General features: G+C 52.6%; 16 protein-coding genes. 5 read left to right on the top strand and 11 right to left on the bottom strand.

Annotation, left to right across the window (positions count from 1 at the left end; all coding sequences use genetic code 11):
* Positions 1-2: 2 nt before the first annotated feature.
* The 4 genes from BEA93_RS08140 to cecR are packed head-to-tail and all read right to left on the bottom strand — an operon-like array spanning position 3 to position 4,527.
* The gene (locus BEA93_RS08140) at positions 3-1,136 is read right to left on the bottom strand and encodes an ABC transporter permease (protein ID WP_016248501.1); all 1,134 of its coding nucleotides are present in this window, start codon (positions 1,134-1,136) and stop codon (positions 3-5) included.
* Positions 1,129-2,865 carry an ATP-binding cassette domain-containing protein gene (locus BEA93_RS08145; RefSeq protein ID WP_000997115.1) on the bottom strand — a complete coding sequence of 579 codons (1,737 nt, stop codon included), beginning with the start codon at positions 2,863-2,865 and terminating at the stop codon, positions 1,129-1,131. The genes BEA93_RS08140 and BEA93_RS08145 overlap by 8 nt, the downstream gene beginning before the upstream one ends.
* Positions 2,858-3,853 carry a secretion protein HlyD gene (gene hlyD / locus BEA93_RS08150; protein WP_001516038.1) on the bottom strand — a complete coding sequence of 332 codons (996 nt, stop codon included), beginning with the start codon at positions 3,851-3,853 and terminating at the stop codon, positions 2,858-2,860. Before hlyD ends, BEA93_RS08145 begins: the two co-directional genes overlap by 8 nt.
* Before the next feature lie 2 nt (positions 3,854-3,855).
* Complete coding sequence (cecR, locus tag BEA93_RS08155; RefSeq protein ID WP_024191852.1) at positions 3,856-4,527, bottom strand: DNA-binding transcriptional regulator CecR; 672 nt, start codon at positions 4,525-4,527, stop codon at positions 3,856-3,858.
* A 228-nt stretch (positions 4,528-4,755) separates the two neighbouring features.
* Here cecR and rhlE point away from each other — a divergent pair, with 228 nt between their 5' ends.
* Positions 4,756-6,120: an ATP-dependent RNA helicase RhlE gene (rhlE, locus tag BEA93_RS08160; protein ID WP_000007078.1), complete on the top strand. Its 1,365-nt coding sequence runs from the start codon at positions 4,756-4,758 to the stop codon at positions 6,118-6,120.
* A 233-nt stretch (positions 6,121-6,353) separates the two neighbouring features.
* Here the strand turns inward: rhlE and BEA93_RS08165 are convergent, their stop codons facing one another.
* Positions 6,354-6,836 (bottom strand): NADAR family protein, encoded by a 483-nt coding sequence (locus tag BEA93_RS08165; RefSeq protein ID WP_072274915.1) that lies wholly within the window; start codon positions 6,834-6,836, stop codon positions 6,354-6,356.
* A gap of 119 nt (positions 6,837-6,955) precedes the next feature.
* Between BEA93_RS08165 and dinG the strand changes: the two genes are divergently transcribed.
* From dinG to BEA93_RS08185, 3 genes are all read left to right on the top strand, one after another.
* The gene (dinG, locus tag BEA93_RS08175) at positions 6,956-9,106 is read left to right on the top strand and encodes an ATP-dependent DNA helicase DinG (protein ID WP_105224621.1); all 2,151 of its coding nucleotides are present in this window, start codon (positions 6,956-6,958) and stop codon (positions 9,104-9,106) included.
* Positions 9,107-9,133: 27 nt separating this feature from the next.
* Positions 9,134-10,102, top strand: a complete 969-nt coding sequence (gene ybiB / locus BEA93_RS08180; protein WP_000386506.1) for a DNA-binding protein YbiB — start codon at positions 9,134-9,136, stop codon at positions 10,100-10,102.
* A gap of 140 nt (positions 10,103-10,242) precedes the next feature.
* Complete coding sequence (locus BEA93_RS08185) at positions 10,243-11,316, top strand: malate/lactate/ureidoglycolate dehydrogenase (RefSeq protein ID WP_000146184.1); 1,074 nt, start codon at positions 10,243-10,245, stop codon at positions 11,314-11,316.
* Positions 11,317-11,538: 222 nt separating this feature from the next.
* On the opposite strand, the gene ybiJ is transcribed toward BEA93_RS08185, so the two are convergent.
* The 5 genes from ybiJ to mcbA form a co-directional block, all read right to left on the bottom strand.
* Positions 11,539-11,799 carry a DUF1471 family protein YbiJ gene (gene ybiJ / locus BEA93_RS08190; RefSeq protein WP_000849310.1) on the bottom strand — a complete coding sequence of 87 codons (261 nt, stop codon included), beginning with the start codon at positions 11,797-11,799 and terminating at the stop codon, positions 11,539-11,541.
* A 263-nt stretch (positions 11,800-12,062) separates the two neighbouring features.
* Entirely contained in the window at positions 12,063-12,329 is a 267-nt protein-coding gene (gene ybiI / locus BEA93_RS08195; RefSeq protein ID WP_105224620.1) for a C4-type zinc finger protein YbiI, read from the bottom strand.
* A 73-nt stretch (positions 12,330-12,402) separates the two neighbouring features.
* Positions 12,403-13,080 carry a PKHD-type hydroxylase YbiX gene (gene ybiX, locus BEA93_RS08200; RefSeq protein ID WP_001516044.1) on the bottom strand — a complete coding sequence of 226 codons (678 nt, stop codon included), beginning with the start codon at positions 13,078-13,080 and terminating at the stop codon, positions 12,403-12,405.
* 211 nt (positions 13,081-13,291) lie between these two features.
* Positions 13,292-15,574: a catecholate siderophore receptor Fiu gene (locus BEA93_RS08205; protein WP_016248508.1), complete on the bottom strand. Its 2,283-nt coding sequence runs from the start codon at positions 15,572-15,574 to the stop codon at positions 13,292-13,294.
* 263 nt (positions 15,575-15,837) lie between these two features.
* Positions 15,838-16,098, bottom strand: coding sequence for a DUF1471 family periplasmic protein McbA (gene mcbA / locus BEA93_RS25020; RefSeq protein ID WP_001516045.1), 261 nt, complete (start codon positions 16,096-16,098; stop codon positions 15,838-15,840).
* Positions 16,099-16,373: 275 nt separating this feature from the next.
* On the opposite strand from mcbA, the gene rlmF reads away from it, so the two are divergent.
* Positions 16,374-17,300, top strand: coding sequence for a 23S rRNA (adenine(1618)-N(6))-methyltransferase RlmF (gene rlmF / locus BEA93_RS08215; RefSeq protein ID WP_157942459.1), 927 nt, complete (start codon positions 16,374-16,376; stop codon positions 17,298-17,300).
* On the opposite strand, the gene ybiO is transcribed toward rlmF, so the two are convergent.
* Positions 17,297-19,522, bottom strand: coding sequence for a mechanosensitive channel protein (gene ybiO, locus BEA93_RS08220; protein WP_105224618.1), 2,226 nt, complete (start codon positions 19,520-19,522; stop codon positions 17,297-17,299). The genes rlmF and ybiO overlap by 4 nt on opposite strands.
* Positions 19,523-19,584: the final 62 nt, after the last annotated feature.

Below are 19,584 nucleotides of genomic sequence, written 5' to 3' on the forward strand. Positions count from 1 at the left end.
CCCTAATCCAGTCGACGTTTGGTTTTCAGCCACGTCAGACCGATAAACATCACCGCCGAAGCGATCAAAAACAGCACATTCACGACCAGCACTACCGGAATATTCCCGGCGAGAAACAGGCTTTGCAGGGTGCTGACGAAATAACGTGCGGGAATAATGTACGTCACTGCGCGGATCACCGCAGGCATACTGTCGATCTGAAAAATAAAGCCAGAGAGCATAATCGACGGCAAGAACGCGGCGTTCAGTGCGACTTGTGCGGCGTTGAACTGGTTGCGGGTAATCGTTGAAATCAGCAGCCCCATCCCCAGCGTACTGAGTAAAAACAGGCTGGAGATAAAAAACAGAATCAGCAGCGAACCGCGATATGGCACACCGAGAATAAATACCGACACCAGCATACACAGCAGCATTGCCAGCATGCCGAGGACGTAATAGGGGAGCAGCTTACACAGCAGCAGTTCCGTGCGGGTAATCTCCGTAGAGAGCAAAGCCTCCATAGTGCCGCGTTCCCACTCCCGCGCCACCACCAGCGAGGTGAGGATCGCGCCGATCACCGTCATGATAATGGTTACAGCACCGGGAATAATAAAGTGCTGGCTAATCGCCGCCGGGTTAAACCAGTAGCGAGTCTGGACATCAATAAGCGGCTCAAAAGTCTGCCCGTTGTCTTCCGCTCGCTGCATTTGCCAGATCTGCCAGATCCCTTCGACATAACCCTGCACAAAGTTGGCGGTATTTGGCTCGCTGCCGTCGGTAATCACCTGAATTGGCGCGGTGGCGTTGGCACGCTCCATCTGTTCCGCGAAATCCACCGGAATCACCACCAGACCACGAATTTTCCCCGCCTGCATTTTGGCGATTAATTCCTGGCGATTATCGCTGATAGTGGCGTCGATATAAGGTGAGCCTGTCATGGTGTGGGTGAAATCCAGCGCCGCTTCGCTACGCTGTTCAAGCAATATTCCGACCCTCAGCTTGCTGGAGTCGAGGTTAATGCCGTAGCCAAAAATAAACAGTAGCAACAGCGGGATCACCACCGCAATCAGCCAGCTACTCGGATCGCGAATGATCTGCCGCGTCTCTTTAACGCACAGCGCTCGCACGCGACGCCAGGACAGGATCGGATTACTCATTGCCATGCTCCTTATCCCAGTCGTGGATCAACTGAATAAAGGCTTGCTCCATCGTGGGGTCGGGTTGCTCATCATTGGCCGATTGCGCTTTCAAATCGTCCGGCGTGCCGCTGGCAATCAGTTTCCCGCGATACACCAGTCCGATGCGGTCGCAATATTCCGCTTCATCCATAAAGTGGGTGGTGACCATCACCGTGACACCTTTCTCTACCATGCTGTTGATATGTAGCCAAAACTCGCGGCGGGTGAGGGGATCGACGCCGGAAGTGGGTTCATCGAGAAACAGAATATCCGGTTCATGCATCAACGAGCAGGCCAGCGCCAGCCGCTGCTTAAAACCTAATGGCAGTTCATCGGTAGCATGTGAGGCAATGCTTTTCAGGCCGAACGCTTCGCTCATACGGGTGATTTTTTCAGTCTGCGCCCGACCGCGTAAGCCATACACGCCGGAGAAAAAGCGTAAATTCTGTTCGACTGTCAGGTTGCCATACAGCGAAAATTTTTGCGCCATATAGCCGAGATGCTGGCGCGCTTTACCGGAACTCTCTTTCAGATCCATTCCCAGCACCAGCGCCTGACCGGAGGTCGGCACCAGCAAGCCGCACATCATCTTAAAGGTGGTGGATTTCCCCGCACCGTTTGGCCCCAGCAAACCAAAGATTTCACCGCGTTTGACGGCAAAATTGACGTGATCGGTGGCGGCAAAATCGCCAAACTTCTTGGTCAGCTCTTTCGCTTCGATCACCGTCTCGTCCGGTGAGCCTTCTACCGTATGCAATATTGCGCCCAGCGGTGATTCTGAGGTTCCGGCACCGCCCAGCAAATCAATAAACGCATCTTCAAAGCGAGGTGTGGTTTCGTTGATGTTGATTTCCGGCATTCCGTCGGCGCGGCGAATATCGTCTGGTGTGGCCTCTTTTTTGAGGATCAGACGTACTGATTTTCCCTGAATCATCCCGTCGCTGACCTGCGGCAGTTTCAGCGTTCGTTGCAGCAGTTTGCGGTTGCTTTCGTGCGGGCTGGTCATCAGAAAGCTACGTCCGGCCATGGTTTGCGTCAGAGCCTTCGGTTCTCCCTGATACAGCAACTCACCTTCGTTCATCAGCAATACGTCACGGCACTGTTCGGCTTCATCGAGATATGAGGTACTCCAGAGGATCAGCATCCCTTCGCCTGCCAGTTCGTGCACCATCTGCCACAGCTCGCGCCGTGAGATGGGGTCTACGCCGACGCCAGGTTCATCGAGCAGTAACACTTTCGGTTCACCCACCAGGGTACAGGCCAGCCCGAGTTTTTGTTTCATCCCGCCAGAGAGCTTACCCGCCAGGCGTCCGGTAAATGGGCCAAGAGAAGTAAACTCCAGCAGGCGAGCAAACGTCTGTTTTCGCGCTTCACCGGTTACGCTGCGCAAATCCGCGTACAGATTAAGATTCTCCATCACCGTGAGATCTTCATACAGACCGAATTTCTGCGGCATATAGCCGAGCACCGCGTGTAACGCCGCGTCGTTTTTGATGGGATCAAAGCCAATGACCGTAGCACTGCCGTTGTCGGGTTTCAGTAATCCGGCCAGCATCCGCATCAACGTGGTTTTACCCGCGCCATCCGGCCCCACCAGCCCCGTAACATAACCGGCATGAATGGTACAGTTGAGCGGTGCGACGGCGGGCTTGTCCATACCCGGAAAGCGTTTTTCCAGGCCGTTTAGCGTGATAACGGCATCATTCATGTCCTGCCTCGTCACCGAATTGCACCGTTACTGGCATTCCCTGGCGTAACGCATCATCGGCGTCGGTCACCACAATCCGCAGGCGATAGACAAGGTCGGTGCGCAGATCCGGCGTTTCGACGGTTTTCGGGGTAAATTCAGCGGTTGGCGAAACGAAACCAATCTGCCCGTGATACGGCTTGTCCGGGCGACCATCGGTATAGAGCAGCACTTTGCGGCCTGGCTGGGCCTGGTCGAGATTGCGCTCATCGACATAGGCACGCACCCACACCGGACGCGTTAGTGAAACGGTAAACACCGTGCCACCTTCATTGAGCACTGTGCCAGGCTCTACCGCGCGGGTTAACAGCGTGCCATCAGAGGGGGCTACCAACGTTGAGTCCTGTAAATTCAGCTCCGCCTGCGCCAGTTGCGCCTGCGCCTGTTCCAGGCTGGCTTTCGCCTGGGCGATGTCCTGTTCACGGTTACCGGAACGGTACTGACGCAATTTATCCTGTGCTGATTTCAGCGTTGCCTGGGCCTGGTCGCGCGAGGAGCGGGCATTTTCCAGGTCGTTTGCCGAAATAGTGCGGCTTTTCCACAATCCTTGCTGACGAGCATAGAAATTCTGCGCATAGTCGTAAGCGGCCTGCGCCTGTTTTACGGCAGCGGCAGCCTGGGCGATTTCTTCATCGCGATAACCGGCAAGCATCAGATCATATTGTGCCTGCGCCACCGAAACGCCTGCTTTCGCCTGCATCAGCGCAATCTCATACGGCTTGTGATCCAGTTCGCCCAGCACCTGACCCGCTTTGATGGCATCACCTTCGTCTACCGCCAGAGATTCAACGCGACCACCGACACGGAAGCTAAGATTAACAGTGCGAATATCCACGTTGCCATACAGCGTCAGGCCGTTATCCTGGCGGCTTTGATACCACCAGTAGCCTCCGGCAACCACGGCGGCAAGTACCACTACCGCCAGTCCAATCACGACAGGTTTTTTCATCACTACAAACTCCTTTGCGATAATCCTTGCAAAATCAGGTCGATATGACAGGTTACCGTCTGGTTAATCAGTTCGGTCTTTTCTTCATCGAACGCGGTCCAGCCGGTACGTAACAGAATCGTTTCTTTGCCGAGACGAAACGCCAGAATCTCGCCAATCAGCGCATGAGTATGGAGGATCATGCGGGTATCGTTGGCGTCACAGCCGGTCCAGGCGGCAATCAGGCGCGTAAGGTGGCTGTGTAGCGGACTAATCACCTGTTCATGCACCAGATGGTAGGCCGCCGTGGGAGAGAGCTGCTCACGGGAGATAAACTTGCTGAGGTTGACGGTATCATCCTGGGTGAGCAGTTGAATCATGTTCCTGCAAGCGCGAAGGATCAGTTCGCGGATAGCGGCGCGATCCGGCTGTGGTTGTGCGAACAAGCGTTCGGCTTCCTCGGCGTGCGGACGGAACTGCTCGCCAATAAAATCGGCAATCCACTGGGCGCAGGCGAGGTATAAATCTTCTTTCGAACCGAAGTAATAGGTGATGGCTGCGATATTCTGCCCGGCCTGGGCGGCGATATCGCGGGTGGTGGCGTTCATTCCATACTCACCAAACTGTGCCAGTGCCGCAGCAATTAGCTGTTTTTTGGCCTGTTCACCTTTGGTTGTCATGGCAGGACTATTCATCGCACAGCCCATTCTTAATCAAATGATTGATTAAGATTATGACTCATTTTTAGCGTTGTCCAGTATGGCTAAGAATTTTAGCAACGCCAGTCACAGGGATAATTTATGCGCTGCGTCACAAAAACTGCTACACTCCGCTCCCTCATGACATTGTGGTTTTTGTCATTTTCCTTTTCAGTATCTCCCTGAAAACTACACCGGTAACGGTCGGGGCGGTTCGGAGTAGTTATGTCTTTCGATTCTTTGGGTTTAAGCCCTGATATCCTGCGCGCCGTTGCCGAGCAAGGTTACCGTGAACCCACCCCTATTCAGCAGCAGGCGATCCCCGCAGTACTGGAAGGCCGTGATCTGATGGCCAGTGCCCAGACCGGCACGGGTAAAACAGCGGGCTTTACGCTGCCGCTATTGCAACACCTGATTTCCCGTGAGCCGCACGCCAAAGGGCGTCGTCCGGTTCGTGCGTTGATCCTCACCCCGACCCGTGAACTGGCGGCGCAGATTGGCGAAAACGTCCGTGATTACAGCAAATACCTGAACATTCGTTCGCTGGTGGTGTTTGGCGGCGTCAGCATTAACCCGCAGATGATGAAACTGCGCGGCGGTGTTGATGTGCTGGTGGCAACGCCCGGGCGTCTGCTGGACCTGGAACACCAGAATGCGGTGAAACTGGATCAGATAGAAATCCTCGTCCTTGATGAAGCTGACCGTATGCTCGATATGGGCTTTATCCACGATATTCGCCGTGTGTTAACAAAGCTGCCCGCGAAACGCCAGAACCTGCTGTTCTCCGCGACTTTCTCTGACGAGATTAAAGCGCTGGCAGAAAAACTGCTGCATAACCCGCTAGAAATCGAAGTGGCGCGCCGTAATACCGCCTCTGAGCAAGTGACCCAGCACGTTCATTTTGTTGATAAGAAACGCAAACGGGAATTACTGTCGCACATGATTGGTAAAGGTAACTGGCAGCAGGTGCTGGTGTTTACACGTACCAAACATGGTGCCAACCATCTGGCAGAACAGCTAAATAAAGATGGCATCCGCAGTGCGGCGATCCACGGTAATAAATCGCAAGGTGCGCGTACTCGTGCGTTGGCCGATTTTAAATCGGGTGATATTCGTGTGCTGGTGGCGACCGATATCGCCGCGCGTGGCCTGGATATCGAAGAGTTGCCACACGTCGTCAACTATGAGCTGCCAAACGTACCGGAAGATTACGTGCACCGCATCGGGCGTACCGGTCGTGCCGCAGCCACCGGCGAAGCGTTATCGCTGGTGTGTGTTGATGAGCACAAACTGTTGCGCGATATCGAAAAACTGCTGAAAAAAGAGATCCCGCGTATCGCTGTTCCGGGCTATGAGCCGGATCCGTCAATTAAAGCCGAACCGATCCAGAACGGTCGCCAGCAACGCAGCGGCGGCGGTCGTGGGCAGAGCGGTGGTCGTAGTCAACAGCAACCGCGTCGCGCAGAAAGCGGTGCGAAGGCTGGTAACGCGAAGCCTGCAGCAAAACCGTCTCGTCGTCTTGGTGATGCCAAACCGGCAGGCGAGCAACAACGTCGCCGCCGTCCGCGTAAACCTGCCGCAGCTCAGTAATCTTTTATGCCGGGTAATGCCCGGCATCTGAGACTGATGACAAACGCAAAACTGCCTGATGCGCTACGCTTATCAGGCCTACGTGGTTCCTACAATATATTGAATTTTAACAACTTGTAGGCCGGATAAGGCGTTCGCGCCGCATCCGGCATATCACTACAAGCGCTAGTCAGCAATTTGCAAGCGCGGCAAAAAGATTTCTCTGTTTTACCGCCCACAAGCCACCCGATGCGTTACTTCTCCGCAGCCAATTGTTCGCGCAGCTCCATTAAAAGGTAGCCCAGGCGATTCTTGCCCTGACCATTACCGCCATCTCCCCAGTAAGCATCATTTTTCGTATGCTCAACCAGTTTCGCTGACGCGGTTGCCAGCAGGAGCGCGCGCAGTTCTGCGTGTTGTTCGAATTTAGCGCGAAGCGCTTTGCGCATCACCTCTTCTTTTATCGACTCCCAGTTTTTACGCAGGGGCTTAGAACGGTCACGCCCCATACGCGCGGCGATCATGGGTGAGGAAATCCGGCGGATCTCTTCGTGGTATTTTTCATCAAGGAACTTTTGTGCCTGAAAATAGTGTTCTGAGGTGGGCCAGGTTTTGCCGTCAATCTTGATGGCCCAGGCGGCAAAGTTAGAAAAATCCCCGTAGTCGTCACTGGTGCTGTAGAAATTTATGATGGTGTCTTGCATGACGTGTTGAATCCTTTGTTGTCGAACAGGAATTAGACCGTATTATCCTGGCGGTTATTGCGAGCCACTTTCCAGAAACAGAAAAATCATTACCCCTGAAAACTGAAAAATGCCACAATATTGGCTGTTTATACAGTATTTCAGGTTTTCTCATGGCATTAACCGCCGCGCTTAAAGCGCAAATTGCCGCCTGGTATAAGGCGCTTCAGGAACAGATCCCCGACTTTATTCCCCGTGCGCCGCAGCGGCAGATGATTGCGGATGTCGCCAAAACACTGGCCGGAGAAGAAGGGCGGCATCTGGCGATTGAAGCCCCCACCGGCGTTGGGAAAACGCTCTCCTATTTGATCCCCGGCATCGCCATTGCCCGCGAAGAGCAAAAAACGCTGGTGGTGAGTACTGCTAACGTGGCGTTGCAGGATCAGATCTACAGCAAAGATTTGCCGCTGCTGAAAAAGATCATTCCCGATCTAAAATTCACCGCCGCTTTCGGGCGTGGGCGCTACGTTTGTCCGCGTAACCTGACGGCGCTTGCCAGTACCGAACCCACACAACAGGATCTGCTCGCGTTTCTCGACGATGAACTGACACCGAACAATCAGGAAGAACAAAAACGTTGTGCAAAGCTGAAGGGCGATCTCGATACTTATAAATGGGATGGCCTGCGCGATCACACTGATATCGCCATTGATGACGATCTCTGGCGTCGTCTGAGTACCGACAAAGCCAGTTGCCTCAACCGTAACTGTTATTACTACCGCGAATGTCCGTTTTTTGTTGCCCGCCGGGAAATTCAGGAAGCGGAAGTGGTAGTGGCAAACCATGCGCTGGTGATGGCGGCGATGGAAAGCGAAGCGGTATTGCCAGAACCGAAAAATTTGCTGCTGGTGCTGGATGAAGGTCATCATCTGCCGGACGTGGCGCGGGATGCGCTGGAAATGAGCGCGGAAATTACTGCACCCTGGTATCGGCTACAACTGGATCTGTTCACAAAACTGGTCGTCACCTGCATGGAGCAGTTTCGCCCGAAGACCATTCCACCGCTGGCGATCCCTGAACGGTTGAATGCGCATTGTGAAGAGTTATATGAGCTTATCGCCTCTTTAAACAACATCCTCAATCTCTATATGCCTGCCGGGCAAGAGGCAGAGCACCGTTTTGCTATGGGCGAATTGCCGGATGAAGTACTGGAGATCTGCCAGCGGCTGGCAAAACTGACCGAGATGCTGCGTGGTCTGGCTGAGTTATTCCTCAATGATTTAAGTGAGAAAACCGGTAGCCATGACATTGTGCGTTTGCATCGACTGATTTTGCAGATGAACCGCGCGCTGGGGATGTTTGAGGCGCAGAGCAAACTCTGGCGGCTGGCGTCTCTGGCGCAATCTTCTGGTGCGCCGGTAACCAAATGGGCGACGCGGGAAGAACGCGACGGACAGCTACATCTCTGGTTTCACTGTGTGGGGATCCGCGTCAGCGATCAACTCGAAAGGCTGCTGTGGCGCAGTATTCCGCACATTATTATCACTTCTGCAACCTTGCGTTCGCTGAACAGTTTTTCGCGTTTGCAGGAGATGAGTGGGTTGAAAGAGAAAGCGGGCGATCGCTTTGTGGCGCTGGATTCCCCCTTCAACCACTGCGAACAGGGCAAAATTGTCATTCCGCAGATGCGTTATGAACCGTCCATTGACAACGAAGAGCAGCATATTGCCGAAATGGCGGCCTTTTTCCGTGAGCAGGTAGAGAGCAAAAAACATCTCGGCATGTTGGTGTTGTTTGCCAGCGGGCGGGCGATGCAGCGATTTCTCGACTATGTGACGGATTTACGTCTGATGTTGCTGGTGCAGGGCGATCAGCCTCGCTACCGCTTAGTTGAACTGCATCGTAAACGCGTTGCTAACGGTGAGCGCAGTGTATTGGTAGGTTTACAGTCTTTTGCCGAAGGCCTTGATCTGAAAGGTGACCTGCTAAGTCAGGTGCATATTCATAAAATCGCCTTTCCCCCCATCGACAGCCCGGTGGTGATCACCGAAGGCGAATGGCTAAAAAGTCTTAATCGTTATCCCTTTGAGGTACAAAGCCTGCCGAGCGCCTCGTTTAACCTGATTCAGCAAGTTGGGCGTCTGATTCGAAGCCACAGTTGCTGGGGTGAAGTGGTGATTTATGATAAACGCTTGTTAACCAAAAACTACGGCAAGCGGTTACTTGATGCCTTACCGGTGTTTCCGATTGAGCAACCAGAAGTCCCTGAAGGTATAGTTAAAAAGAAAGAAAAAGCAAAATCCCCACGCCGTCGGCGGCGTTAATGATGTGAGTCAGGTAAGGAGTCATAAATGGACTATCGCAAAATCATCAAAGAGATCGGGCGCGGCAAAAACCATGCGCGCGATTTAGACCAGGATACGGCGCGCGGCCTGTATGCCCATATGCTCAACGGTGAAGTACCTGACCTTGAGTTGGGCGGCGTATTGATGGCGCTGCGTATCAAAGGGGAAGGGGAAGCAGAGATGCTCGGCTTTTACGAAGCCATGCAAAATCACACCATCAAGTTGACGCCCCCTGTTGGCAAGCCGATTCCTGTTGTTATTCCCAGTTACAACGGTGCACGGAAACAGGCCAACCTGACGCCATTGCTGGCGATCCTGCTGCACAAACTCGGTTTTCCAGTAGTGGTTCACGGTGTTAGCGAAGATCCGACCCGCGTGCTGAGCGAAACCATTTTCGAACTGATGGGGATTACGCCAACGCTGCACGGCGGCCAGGCGCAGGCGAAGCTCGACGAACATCAACCTGTGTTTATGCCTGTAGGCGCGTTTTGCCCGCCGCTGGAAAAACAACTGGCGATGCGCTGGCGGATGGGCGTGCGTAACAGTGCGCATACGCTGGCGAAACTGGCGACGCCATTTGCTGAAGGTGATGCGCTGCGTCTTTCCAGTGTTTCGCATCCGGAATATGTCGGGCGGGTGGCGAAATTCTTTAACGACATCGGTGGGAGGGCGCTGTTAATGCACGGCACCGAAGGCGAAGTGTATGCAAATCCGCAACGCTGTCCGCAAATCAATCTGATTGATCGCGAAGGAACGCGGGTGCTGTATGAAAAACAGGACGATGCAGGCAGTGAGCTACTGATACTGCCAGAAGCAAAAGACCCGGAAACCACCGCGAAGTGGATTGAGCGTTGTCTGGCAGGCAGCGAACCGATTCCCAAATCACTAAAAATCCAGATGGCTTGCTGCCTGGTGGCGGCGGGCGAAGTGGCATCCGTTAGCGATGGCCTGGCGCGCGTTAAGCAATCATTTTAATTTCTCCCCCTGCCGGATGATGAGCGTCATCCGGCCTTTACTCCACAGCAACATGAAATTGCAGCATATTTATTGACCTTCCCGCGTGCGGCGCGCAGCATAAAAAAGCAACAGGCATATAACATAAACAGGAGTTAACTATGGCAAGTGGTCATCGCTTTCATGCCCGGACGCTGCACAACTTTATTCTGACTGTGTTTCGTCAGATGGGTAGCGAGGAACAGGAAGCAAAACTAGTAGCAGATCATTTAATTGCGGCAAATCTGGCAGGGCATGATTCACATGGGATTGGCATGATCCCGAGCTATGTGCAGTCCTGGCGACTGGGTTCTTTGCAAATCAACCATCACGCTAAAATTGTCAAAGATGCGGGGGCAGTGGTCACGCTTGATGGCGATCGTGCATTCGGTCAGGTGGCGGCGTACGAGGCCATGACACTTGGCATTGAAAAAGCGCGTCAGCACGGAATTGCTGCTGTGGCACTGCGTAACTCTCATCATATCGGGCGTATCGGTTACTGGGCGGAACAGTGCGCAGCGGCGGGGTTTGTCTCTGTTCACTTTGTGAGCGTAGTGGGGATTCCGATGGTGGCACCGTTCCATGGTCGCGATCGTCGCTTCGGCACCAATCCGTTCTGCGTGGTCTTTCCACGAAAGGATAACTTCCCGCTGTTGCTTGATTATGCCACCAGCGCCATTGCATTTGGCAAAACCCGTGTCGCCTGGCATAAAGGTGTGCCCGTACCGCCAGGCTGCCTGATTGATGTTAACGGCGTGCCGACGACCAATCCGGCAGTGATGCAGGAGTCACCGTTGGGATCACTGCTGACCTTTGCCGAACATAAAGGTTATGCCCTGGCGGCGATGTGCGAAATTCTTGGTGGTGCGCTTTCCGGCGGCAAAACGACCCATCAGGAAACGTTACAAACCAGCCCCGATACCATTCTTAACTGTATGACCACCATCATCGTTAACCCGGAATTGTTCGGCGCGCCAGATTGTGCAGAGCAGACCGAAGCCTTTGCCGAGTGGGTGAAAGCTTCGCCGCATGATGAAGATAAGCCGATTTTGCTGCCAGGCGAATGGGAAGTGAATATGCGCCGTGAGCGGCAGGAGCTGGGGATCCCGTTAGATGCCGGGAGCTGGCAGGCGATTTGTGACGCGGCGCGGCAAATTGGTGTACCAGAAGCGACGTTGCAGACTTTCTGCCAATAGTCAGCCAGCGAAAAAAAGCCCGTCCAGTGACGGACGGGCAAACAAGGGTAACATAGGATCAATGAGGGTTAGAGCACATGCGTCTGTCGGTAAACAGACAGGGAAATCCTTTTGCCGGATGCCGGTCAACGGTTCGGATTTTGTAGGCCTGATAAGACGCGGTAGCGTCGCATCAGGCACTTGTTGCCGGATGCGACGTAAACACCTTATCCGACCTGTGAATTACTTATAGATAACCGCAGTTCCGCTTAATTTATTGTTGTTGGTGGCAGAAGTAATGCTGTATCCACTGGCACCAGCCGCCGCAGCTTTTTCTGCCAGTTTTGCTTCCAGCGCGTCGAGGGTGGATGCGCCATCGGCAGAAACTACGCCGATTTTATTCATGCTTTGTGCCTGGGATGCCGTTACCGGTTGTGCCGCGAACACGCCAAATGACAGAGTTGAAAGAGCCATAGCAGCAACAACAGTATTGATAGTTTTCATAATTAATCTCTCGCAGGTGATTTTGTTTAAGTGACGTTGTTTCGTCGATGTGATGAGTATCACGTTTTTTTACGAGAGATAAAATCGAAGAGAATTGACCGCCTTGTTCAAATAAATTGATTGATATCTAAGATGCTGATAATTCATCTATTTGTCGTGCTTATGATTCAATTTTGTACCGCGTGTCAGTTACGGCTGCGTTAAAGGCACGGAATGCCACGCAAAATGCAAATTATACTTGCTGTACTCCATGCCAGTTGTAGTTAACGTAACTGGCTGTCCTTCGAGCCTCTGCGATTATATCCTGTATAAGAAGGTTTTTGTAAATCTTTCTCCTGCTGGCAGTGGATGCATAAACGTACGCCAGGAATGGCTTCCCGACGGGCCTGCGGGATGGGAGCACCGCACTCTTCACATTCATACAGGCTTTCACCACGCGGGATTTCATCCCGAGCGCGGGCAACCGCATCTTCAATTGTACTGTTGATCTGTTCGTTGACGGCGTCATCATTAGCCCAACCGGATGCCATATCGTCCTCCCCATATCAATGCTTGTACAATTAAGTGTAGCTAATATAGGGACAAACTCTGGCAGTTCAACTGTCAGATCTCCGACCATTCTCGCAGCAGATTGTGATAAAGATTGAGTAGCGACAGGATTTCTTCACCTTCACCAAAGCGGTTTTTCAGCGACTGAATGTTGTTGTCCAAATCGAATAGCATGGCGCGCTTTTTATCATCGCGGATCATCGACTGGATCCACATAAACGAGGCCATCCGCACGCCGCGCGTGACGGGCGTTACGCTGTGCAGGCTACTCGAAGGATACAACACCAGATCGCCTGCCGGGAGTTTTACCCGATGCTGCCCGAAGGTGTCATTGACGACCAGTTCGCCGCCTTCATAGCTTTGTGGATCGCTCAAAAACAGCGTCGCAGAAAGGTCTGTGCGCATCCAGCCGTTTTGCGGATGACTGCGTACTGCGCCATCCACATGAAAACCATAGGTTTCATTGTTCTGATAACGATTAAACAGCGGCGTGGATAGGGTACGCGGCAAGGCAGCGGCAAAGAACAGAGCATGTTGGTTAACCGCGTTAAGCACCTCAGTTTGCAATGCGGCATATAACGCGCTGCGGGTGTCCACTTGCTGATTGCTCTTAACTTGTGCGCCCTGCGCGCCAGTGGTGACACGACCATCAATCCATTCGGCTTGTTCCAGTTGTTCACGAAGACGCGCGACGTCCTGTGGCGATAACACGCCGGGAATGTGGTACATCATACAAGTTCTCCAAAAAGTGGGGCTTCACCCCACACCGATTTTTAACAGCAGGTGCTTTGTTCATGCCGGATGCGGCGTGAATGCCTTATCCGGCCTACCAAATGATGTGAACTCAACGTGTTGCACAACCTTGTAGGCCTGATAAGCGCAGCGCATCAGGCAGTCCTGTTCTCGCCATCAATCTTAGTAAGCCCTGCGCCCCATATCTGAATCAGAAATGCATATTGGCGGTGAGCAGGAAGGTTCTTGGCTCGCCCGGATGATAGCGGTAGCCGCTCTTGTTAATCGAGGCCACGTAATTGGTATCAAACAGGTTGTAGACGTTTAACTGGAAATCGAGGTTGCGATTGACGCGATAGCCCAATTTGGCATCGGCAACCCAATAACCTTCAGTAAACGCCGGAGTTCCCACCGCGCCGTCAGAACCTTTATGCATACTGCCGATATAGCGTGCGCCTGCGCCAATGGAGATATCATCCGTTGCCTGATACTGGCTCCATAAGGTAAAGGCGTGTTCTGGCGTATACGGCAGTGATGACGAACCATCCTGAGCCACGTCCGCACCATTTTTAATGGTCGCTTTTTGCTGGGTATATCCGCCAATCACCTGCCATGCGGGAGTGATATTTCCAGCCACGGAAATCTCATAGCCTTCGACGCGCTTTTTACCGTACTGCGAGTAAGTCCCGTCGTCGTTTTGCTCAACTTCATTTTCGATATCGGTACGGAACAGCGCGGCAGTTAGTAGCAGGCGTTTATCCAGCACTTGCCATTTGGTGCCAATTTCGCTGGTCTTCGCTTTTTGCGGTTTAAAGTCGGTGCGGTTGGCGCTGTTACCGCTGCCAGACTGTGCAAGAGCGAAGTTGCTGCCGCCAGGCGGTTGTTGGGAAACAGCATAGTTGACGTAGACATTGCCATTTTCCGTCAGATGATACAGCGCCCCGGCTTTCCAGTTGACCAGATTGCCTGACCTGGCGGTGTCGACGGTGGTGACCGGAGAACCGTTTGCCGCGCCAGTTGGGCAGGTGACGGCACCGCGACCACTGCCGCCGCAGGCGGTAGCACTGTCATATTCAGTATGATAATTGTCCAGACGGATCCCGCCGTTCAGCTCAAAATCACGGGTGATTTGCAGCGTATCGAAGGCATAAATCGCGAAGGTATCTGTCTGACCGTTAGCATTGGCACCGTTGCGCGTCAGACTGCCAGGATGAATGCTGCTGTCAGGATGGTAAATGTTCACCGGCGGTAACGTCACCGGATTAACGCCGTAGTTGGTCTGCGTTTCGCGGGTAAATTCCACGCCGGTACTGACATCATGGGCGATTGAACCGGTATAGAACGCCGACGTCAGGTTAGTCTGGTTGGTGAGGATTTTATTACTCACATCTTTAGTATTCGCCGTGCGTGACCACGTCCAGCTATCCACATTGCTGGTGGGCTGGGTAATATTCGATGCTCCGCCCATAATCGCCGTCATCAGATAATCCTGCTTCACGCGCGACCAGCGGGTGGTATTACGAATGGTGGTGTTATCGCTGATGTCATGTTCAAAACGCATAGTGGCGGTATCGGTGGTCGAATCGTCGTAATCGGAGTCCGTACCATAAAAGTTATGCGTATCCACTTTACCGGAATGGTTCAGTGCCGCCGTTCCTGCAGAAGGTGCGGAATAACCCGGCAAACCAATGGTCGGAATGCCGCCGTCCGGCGTGTTGTGCTGGGTAACGTGTAAATAGTTGAGATACAAACGCGTCGACGTACCGAGGCCTAATGCCACGGAAGGGGCGACGCCGTAACGTTCATTTTTAACCTTATCGCGCCCGGCATCGTGCGTTTTTTCGCCCATCACATTCAGGCGCACTGCGCTGGTGTCACCAATCACCTGATTGACGTCCAGTGTGCCGCGACGGAACCAGGCGCTACCAATACTGGCAGAGGCGTCAATACCAGAGTCATTACGTGGCTGTTTACTGATCATATTGATCGAACCCGTCGGCGCGCTGCGTCCGTAATCGGTGCCGGATGGGCCTTTAATGACTTCCACCTGTTCGGTATTGAAAGTGTCACGTGAGACACTACCAATATCGCGGATGCCATCAATATAAATGCTGTTAGAGGTATCCGCACCGCGCATATAAATGGCGTCGCCGGTAGTGGAATTACCATTCTCACCGGCAAAAAATGCGCCCACGCCAGGTACGTTTTTTAGCGCGTCAGTAAGGTTGGTTGCGCCCTGATCTTTTATCACCTGTTCAGAAATCACCGTCATTGTGCGGGTGGTATCGATGACCGGGCGGGAGAATTTTGGATCGGCAGATTTAAGTGGCGCATAAAGCGAAGGCGTCGATGCCTCGACAACCAGTGTATCATCAGCGTTTTGTTGCCCTTCTGCGGCGAGAGCCTGTGGCACAGGCGTGATGCCGATACAAAGGCCAGCAAAGAACGTGAGCGAATGAAAGGGTCTGGCAGGGAAATTGCGATTGTTTTCCATTTGGCAGGTGACTTTTTCTTATATGTTTAAATTTTCACTATCACGAGAAAGCATCTCTGCGGATGCGATGCCACTGTTAATCCCGTAATAGTAATCTTGAAGTGATAATAATTTTGATAAGCATTATCACCTGGCGCGATTTTCTATCACCCATTGCGTGAAAAATAAATACATTTATTTACATTGTGTTCATATTTGATGTTTTTTGCTTACAAAACAGGCGAAAACTGCATCCAGAGGCGAATGCAGTTGCGTTGGTGTGGTTATTTGTAGATGGTTGCAGTACCGAACATCTGATCATTTCCGCCTGCGGAATTAATGACATAACCTTTCGCGCCTTGTTCGCGCGCTTTTTCTGCCAGTTTTTCCTCCAGATCGCTTAGGTTAGATGCACCGGTTGCCGAAACGGTTCCGGCTGGCCGTAGTTGACCGCTGTCCTGGTTACTCAGAGGTTGCGCGGCATAAGCCGTGAAGGTGATTCCGCTCAGGACGGTGGCAAGCAGTAGTGCGAGGCACTTTTTCATAATGACATCCTCATAAATACAACGAGTAGTGCCTGATAAGTGTAGGTCTCCTGCGTGATGAGAATGACGCAAAAAATTGACAGAGATGTGCTTGTTTTTTGAACGATATATTTTTACAAAACCAGACAAATCAATGACATGCAGGGTACTGATTTTTATGGTGAATTGCTGAAAAATGCAGTCAGGTTAAGGTTTTGAGTCATGTTAAACGCAGCCAGATATTTACCCTGCCGCGTTATGCGGGTATCTTACGCCGCTGCTTAAAGGAGAATGCTATGTCCGCCCAGAAACCGGGGTTGCACCCGCGCAACCGTCATCACAGCCGCTACGATCTCGCCACGCTCTGTCAGGTGAATCCTGAACTGAAGCAATTTCTCACGCTTACCCCTGCCGGTGAGCAAAGCGTAGACTTCGCCAATCCGCTGGCGGTGAAGGCGCTCAACAAGGCGTTGCTGGCACATTTTTATGCCGTGGCGAACTGGGATATTCCTGACGGTTTTCTGTGTCCGCCAGTACCTGGCCGGGCGGATTATATTCATCATCTTGCCGATTTACTGGCTGAGGCGACCGGAACAATTCCGGCCAGTGCCAGCATTCTGGATATCGGCGTTGGCGCGAACTGTATTTATCCGCTGATTGGCGTACATGAATATGGCTGGCGTTTTACCGGTACTGAAACTAACAATCAGGCGTTAAGCAGCGCGCAGGCGATCATCAGCGCCAATCCGGGGCTTAACCGCGCCATCCGCCTGCGTCGGCAAAAAGAGAATAGTGCTATTTTTAACGGCATTATCCATAAAAATGAGCAATATGACGCAACCTTGTGTAACCCGCCGTTCCACGACTCTGCCGCGGCAGCGCGTGCTGGTAGCGAGCGCAAACGGCGTAATCTCGGATTAAACAGAGACGATGCGTTGAACTTTGGCGGTCAGCAGCAGGAGCTGTGGTGCGAAGGCGGTGAAGTGGCTTTCATCAAAAAGATGATTGAAGAGAGTAAAGGCTTTGCGAAGCAGGTAATGTGGTTCACCTCGCTGGTTTCTCGTGGCGAAAACTTACCGCCGTTGTATCGTGCTCTGACGGATGTTGGCGCGGTAAAAGTGGTCAAAAAAGAGATGGCCCAGGGGCAAAAGCAGAGCCGCTTCATTGCCTGGACCTTTATGAACGACGAACAGCGTCGTCGTTTTGCCAATCGTCAGCGTTAAAGTGTCGGTTCTCCCGGTAGTAATGGTTCTGCCGGGGTAACGCCCGGAGCAGGCAGCACTTGATAAGTCTGTACCGGTGCGCGAACACCCGCCTGGTCGAAATGTTTTTTTACCTGGCTGTCGAGGGCAAAACGTACCGTCCACTGTTTGAGTGGCAGCGTGGTAAACGAAACACGCAGTGTAAACGCGGTATTGCTTAAGCCAACAATTCCGGCAAAGTTAGGTTCACCGATAATCAGCCCGCGAACTTCTTCATTTTCCATCACTTCCGCCACGGCATCTTTTAGCGCCTGATTGGCTTTATCGGCATCTTCATGACGATCAACATCGTAATTCGCCACCACAGAGCCAATGCCGCGGACAAAGTTGGCAAAGGTGGTTATCGAGGACCACGGAATAATGTGATAAGCCCCGGTATCCTGGCGCACGCCCACGGATCGAATCGACATGCGTTCAACCGTGCCGGTCAGCGGCCCGATGGTGACTAAATCTCCGGTATTCATGCCGTTTTCAAACTGAATAAACACCCCGGTAATAATATCTTTCACCAGCGTTTGCGAACCGAAGGAAATCGCCAGCCCTAACGCTCCGGCTCCTGCCAGTAGCGGCGCAATATTGACGCCAATTTCCGACAACACAATCATAATGGTGATGGTACTGATTACCACCGCCAGCGCGTTGCGAAACAGTGTCAGCAGGGTACGCGTGCGGGCGCTGGGCAGCGGGCGACCATGAATATCCGAAGCCAGCCGATTTTCGATCAAACTGGCGAGTACCGTCCAGCCAACTGCCGAGAAGAAAAGGATGAGAGCGATGCGGATCAGGATATCCACCGTTTTCTGCCCCGCGCCGTTTTGCAGCCAGTTCCAGAAATCGAACAGTCCCCAGGCGCTGAATAGTAGCATCACCGCTACGCACACTGTCAGAATACGTGCCGTTTTCAGCGCCGCCGACAGCCAGCCGTTCAGCCGTTTTTGCAGTTCCGGATAGTTACGCTGAGTGTGTGGCGAAAGGGTAATGGTTTTTGCCAGCCAGCGAGAAAACATACCGGAAACAAACGCCGCGATCCCAATAATCGCCAGGCTACGCACCGTCGCGCCCATCATAAATTTCAGGCTGTTTCCTGGGTCAAATAACGAGAAGAAAAACAGCACGATAAAATAGGCGCTTGCCAGCCAGTGCCACACCAGCGCAAAAGCACGAATAAACAGACTGAAAAAGGCCAGTGAGTGTTCCGCGAAGTTGAGCAAATGCTGGGTAATCTCTTTTTTATTACGGAATATCAGATACAACGCCCACACCGTCATACACAGCATGATGATGACGTTCGCAAGTGCCCCGATTTGCACATTCACCTGGTTTGAGATAATCGGTACAGCCACAATCAGGCCATAACCAATCAGGCCGCTTAGCCAGCTAAGGCGGCGGCACCAGTAGCGGGCACTCTCATCCTGAATAGAGAATGGACGCAGTTCAGCAACGTTCGGGCAGAAAATCAGGCGTAAAACAGCTTTGAAAAATTCAATCAGGGCGAAAGCATTGAGAAACAGACTCTGTTGAAAAGCAATGGTGCGGCTGCCCGCATTCAGGTTGTTGCTTAAAACCTGACCGACAAATAATGTCAGTGCCAGTAACAGCAGGTCGATAATAAACGCACCGATAATCATCGCCGGAAGCTGCAACCAGTTACTGCGCTCACGATTTTTCTGCCGCGCCCACAGACCCATTTTGCGATATAACGGCAGTGCGCACAGGCGAACCAGCCAGTAAAAACTAAACACTAAAACGGCCAGCATGGAAAAATGGGTAAGGGCGTTGCTGAAGGTTTGCGGATTAAACGGTTTATGTGGGGAGCCAGTAATATTGCGATAAAGTTGCCCGAAGCGTGCGGAGAGAGCTTCACCATAATGGCGACTGACTTCGGTCACCTTTTGTAGCACGGTTTGCTCTTCAACCAGCGTTGGCGGCACGATCTTCGGTACGGGTTCCGCGGGGGGCGTGGCGGCGACGGTGCGTAACTGATCGACCAGCTCTTTGCGTGAGGTGTCATTATCCAGTACATCCGCCAGTGCACTATAGGCCGCTTTTTTTTGTTCAATATCCGGTTCCGGAGCCGGTTCAGTCGTTGGGGCCGTTGTCGTTGTGGTTGTAACGCCGGGTATGGATACCGCGTGGGCAGGTGCGCCCAGCAGGCAGAAGAGGATGAACAGGATCCACCGCATGACTCCTCCAGTGAGAAAATAGAGCAAAAAGATAAGTATAGATGCTGAGGGAGGGGGAATTT

The organism is Escherichia sp. MOD1-EC5950 (genome assembly GCF_002965345.1).
GTDB lineage: Bacteria > Pseudomonadota > Gammaproteobacteria > Enterobacterales > Enterobacteriaceae > Escherichia > Escherichia marmotae.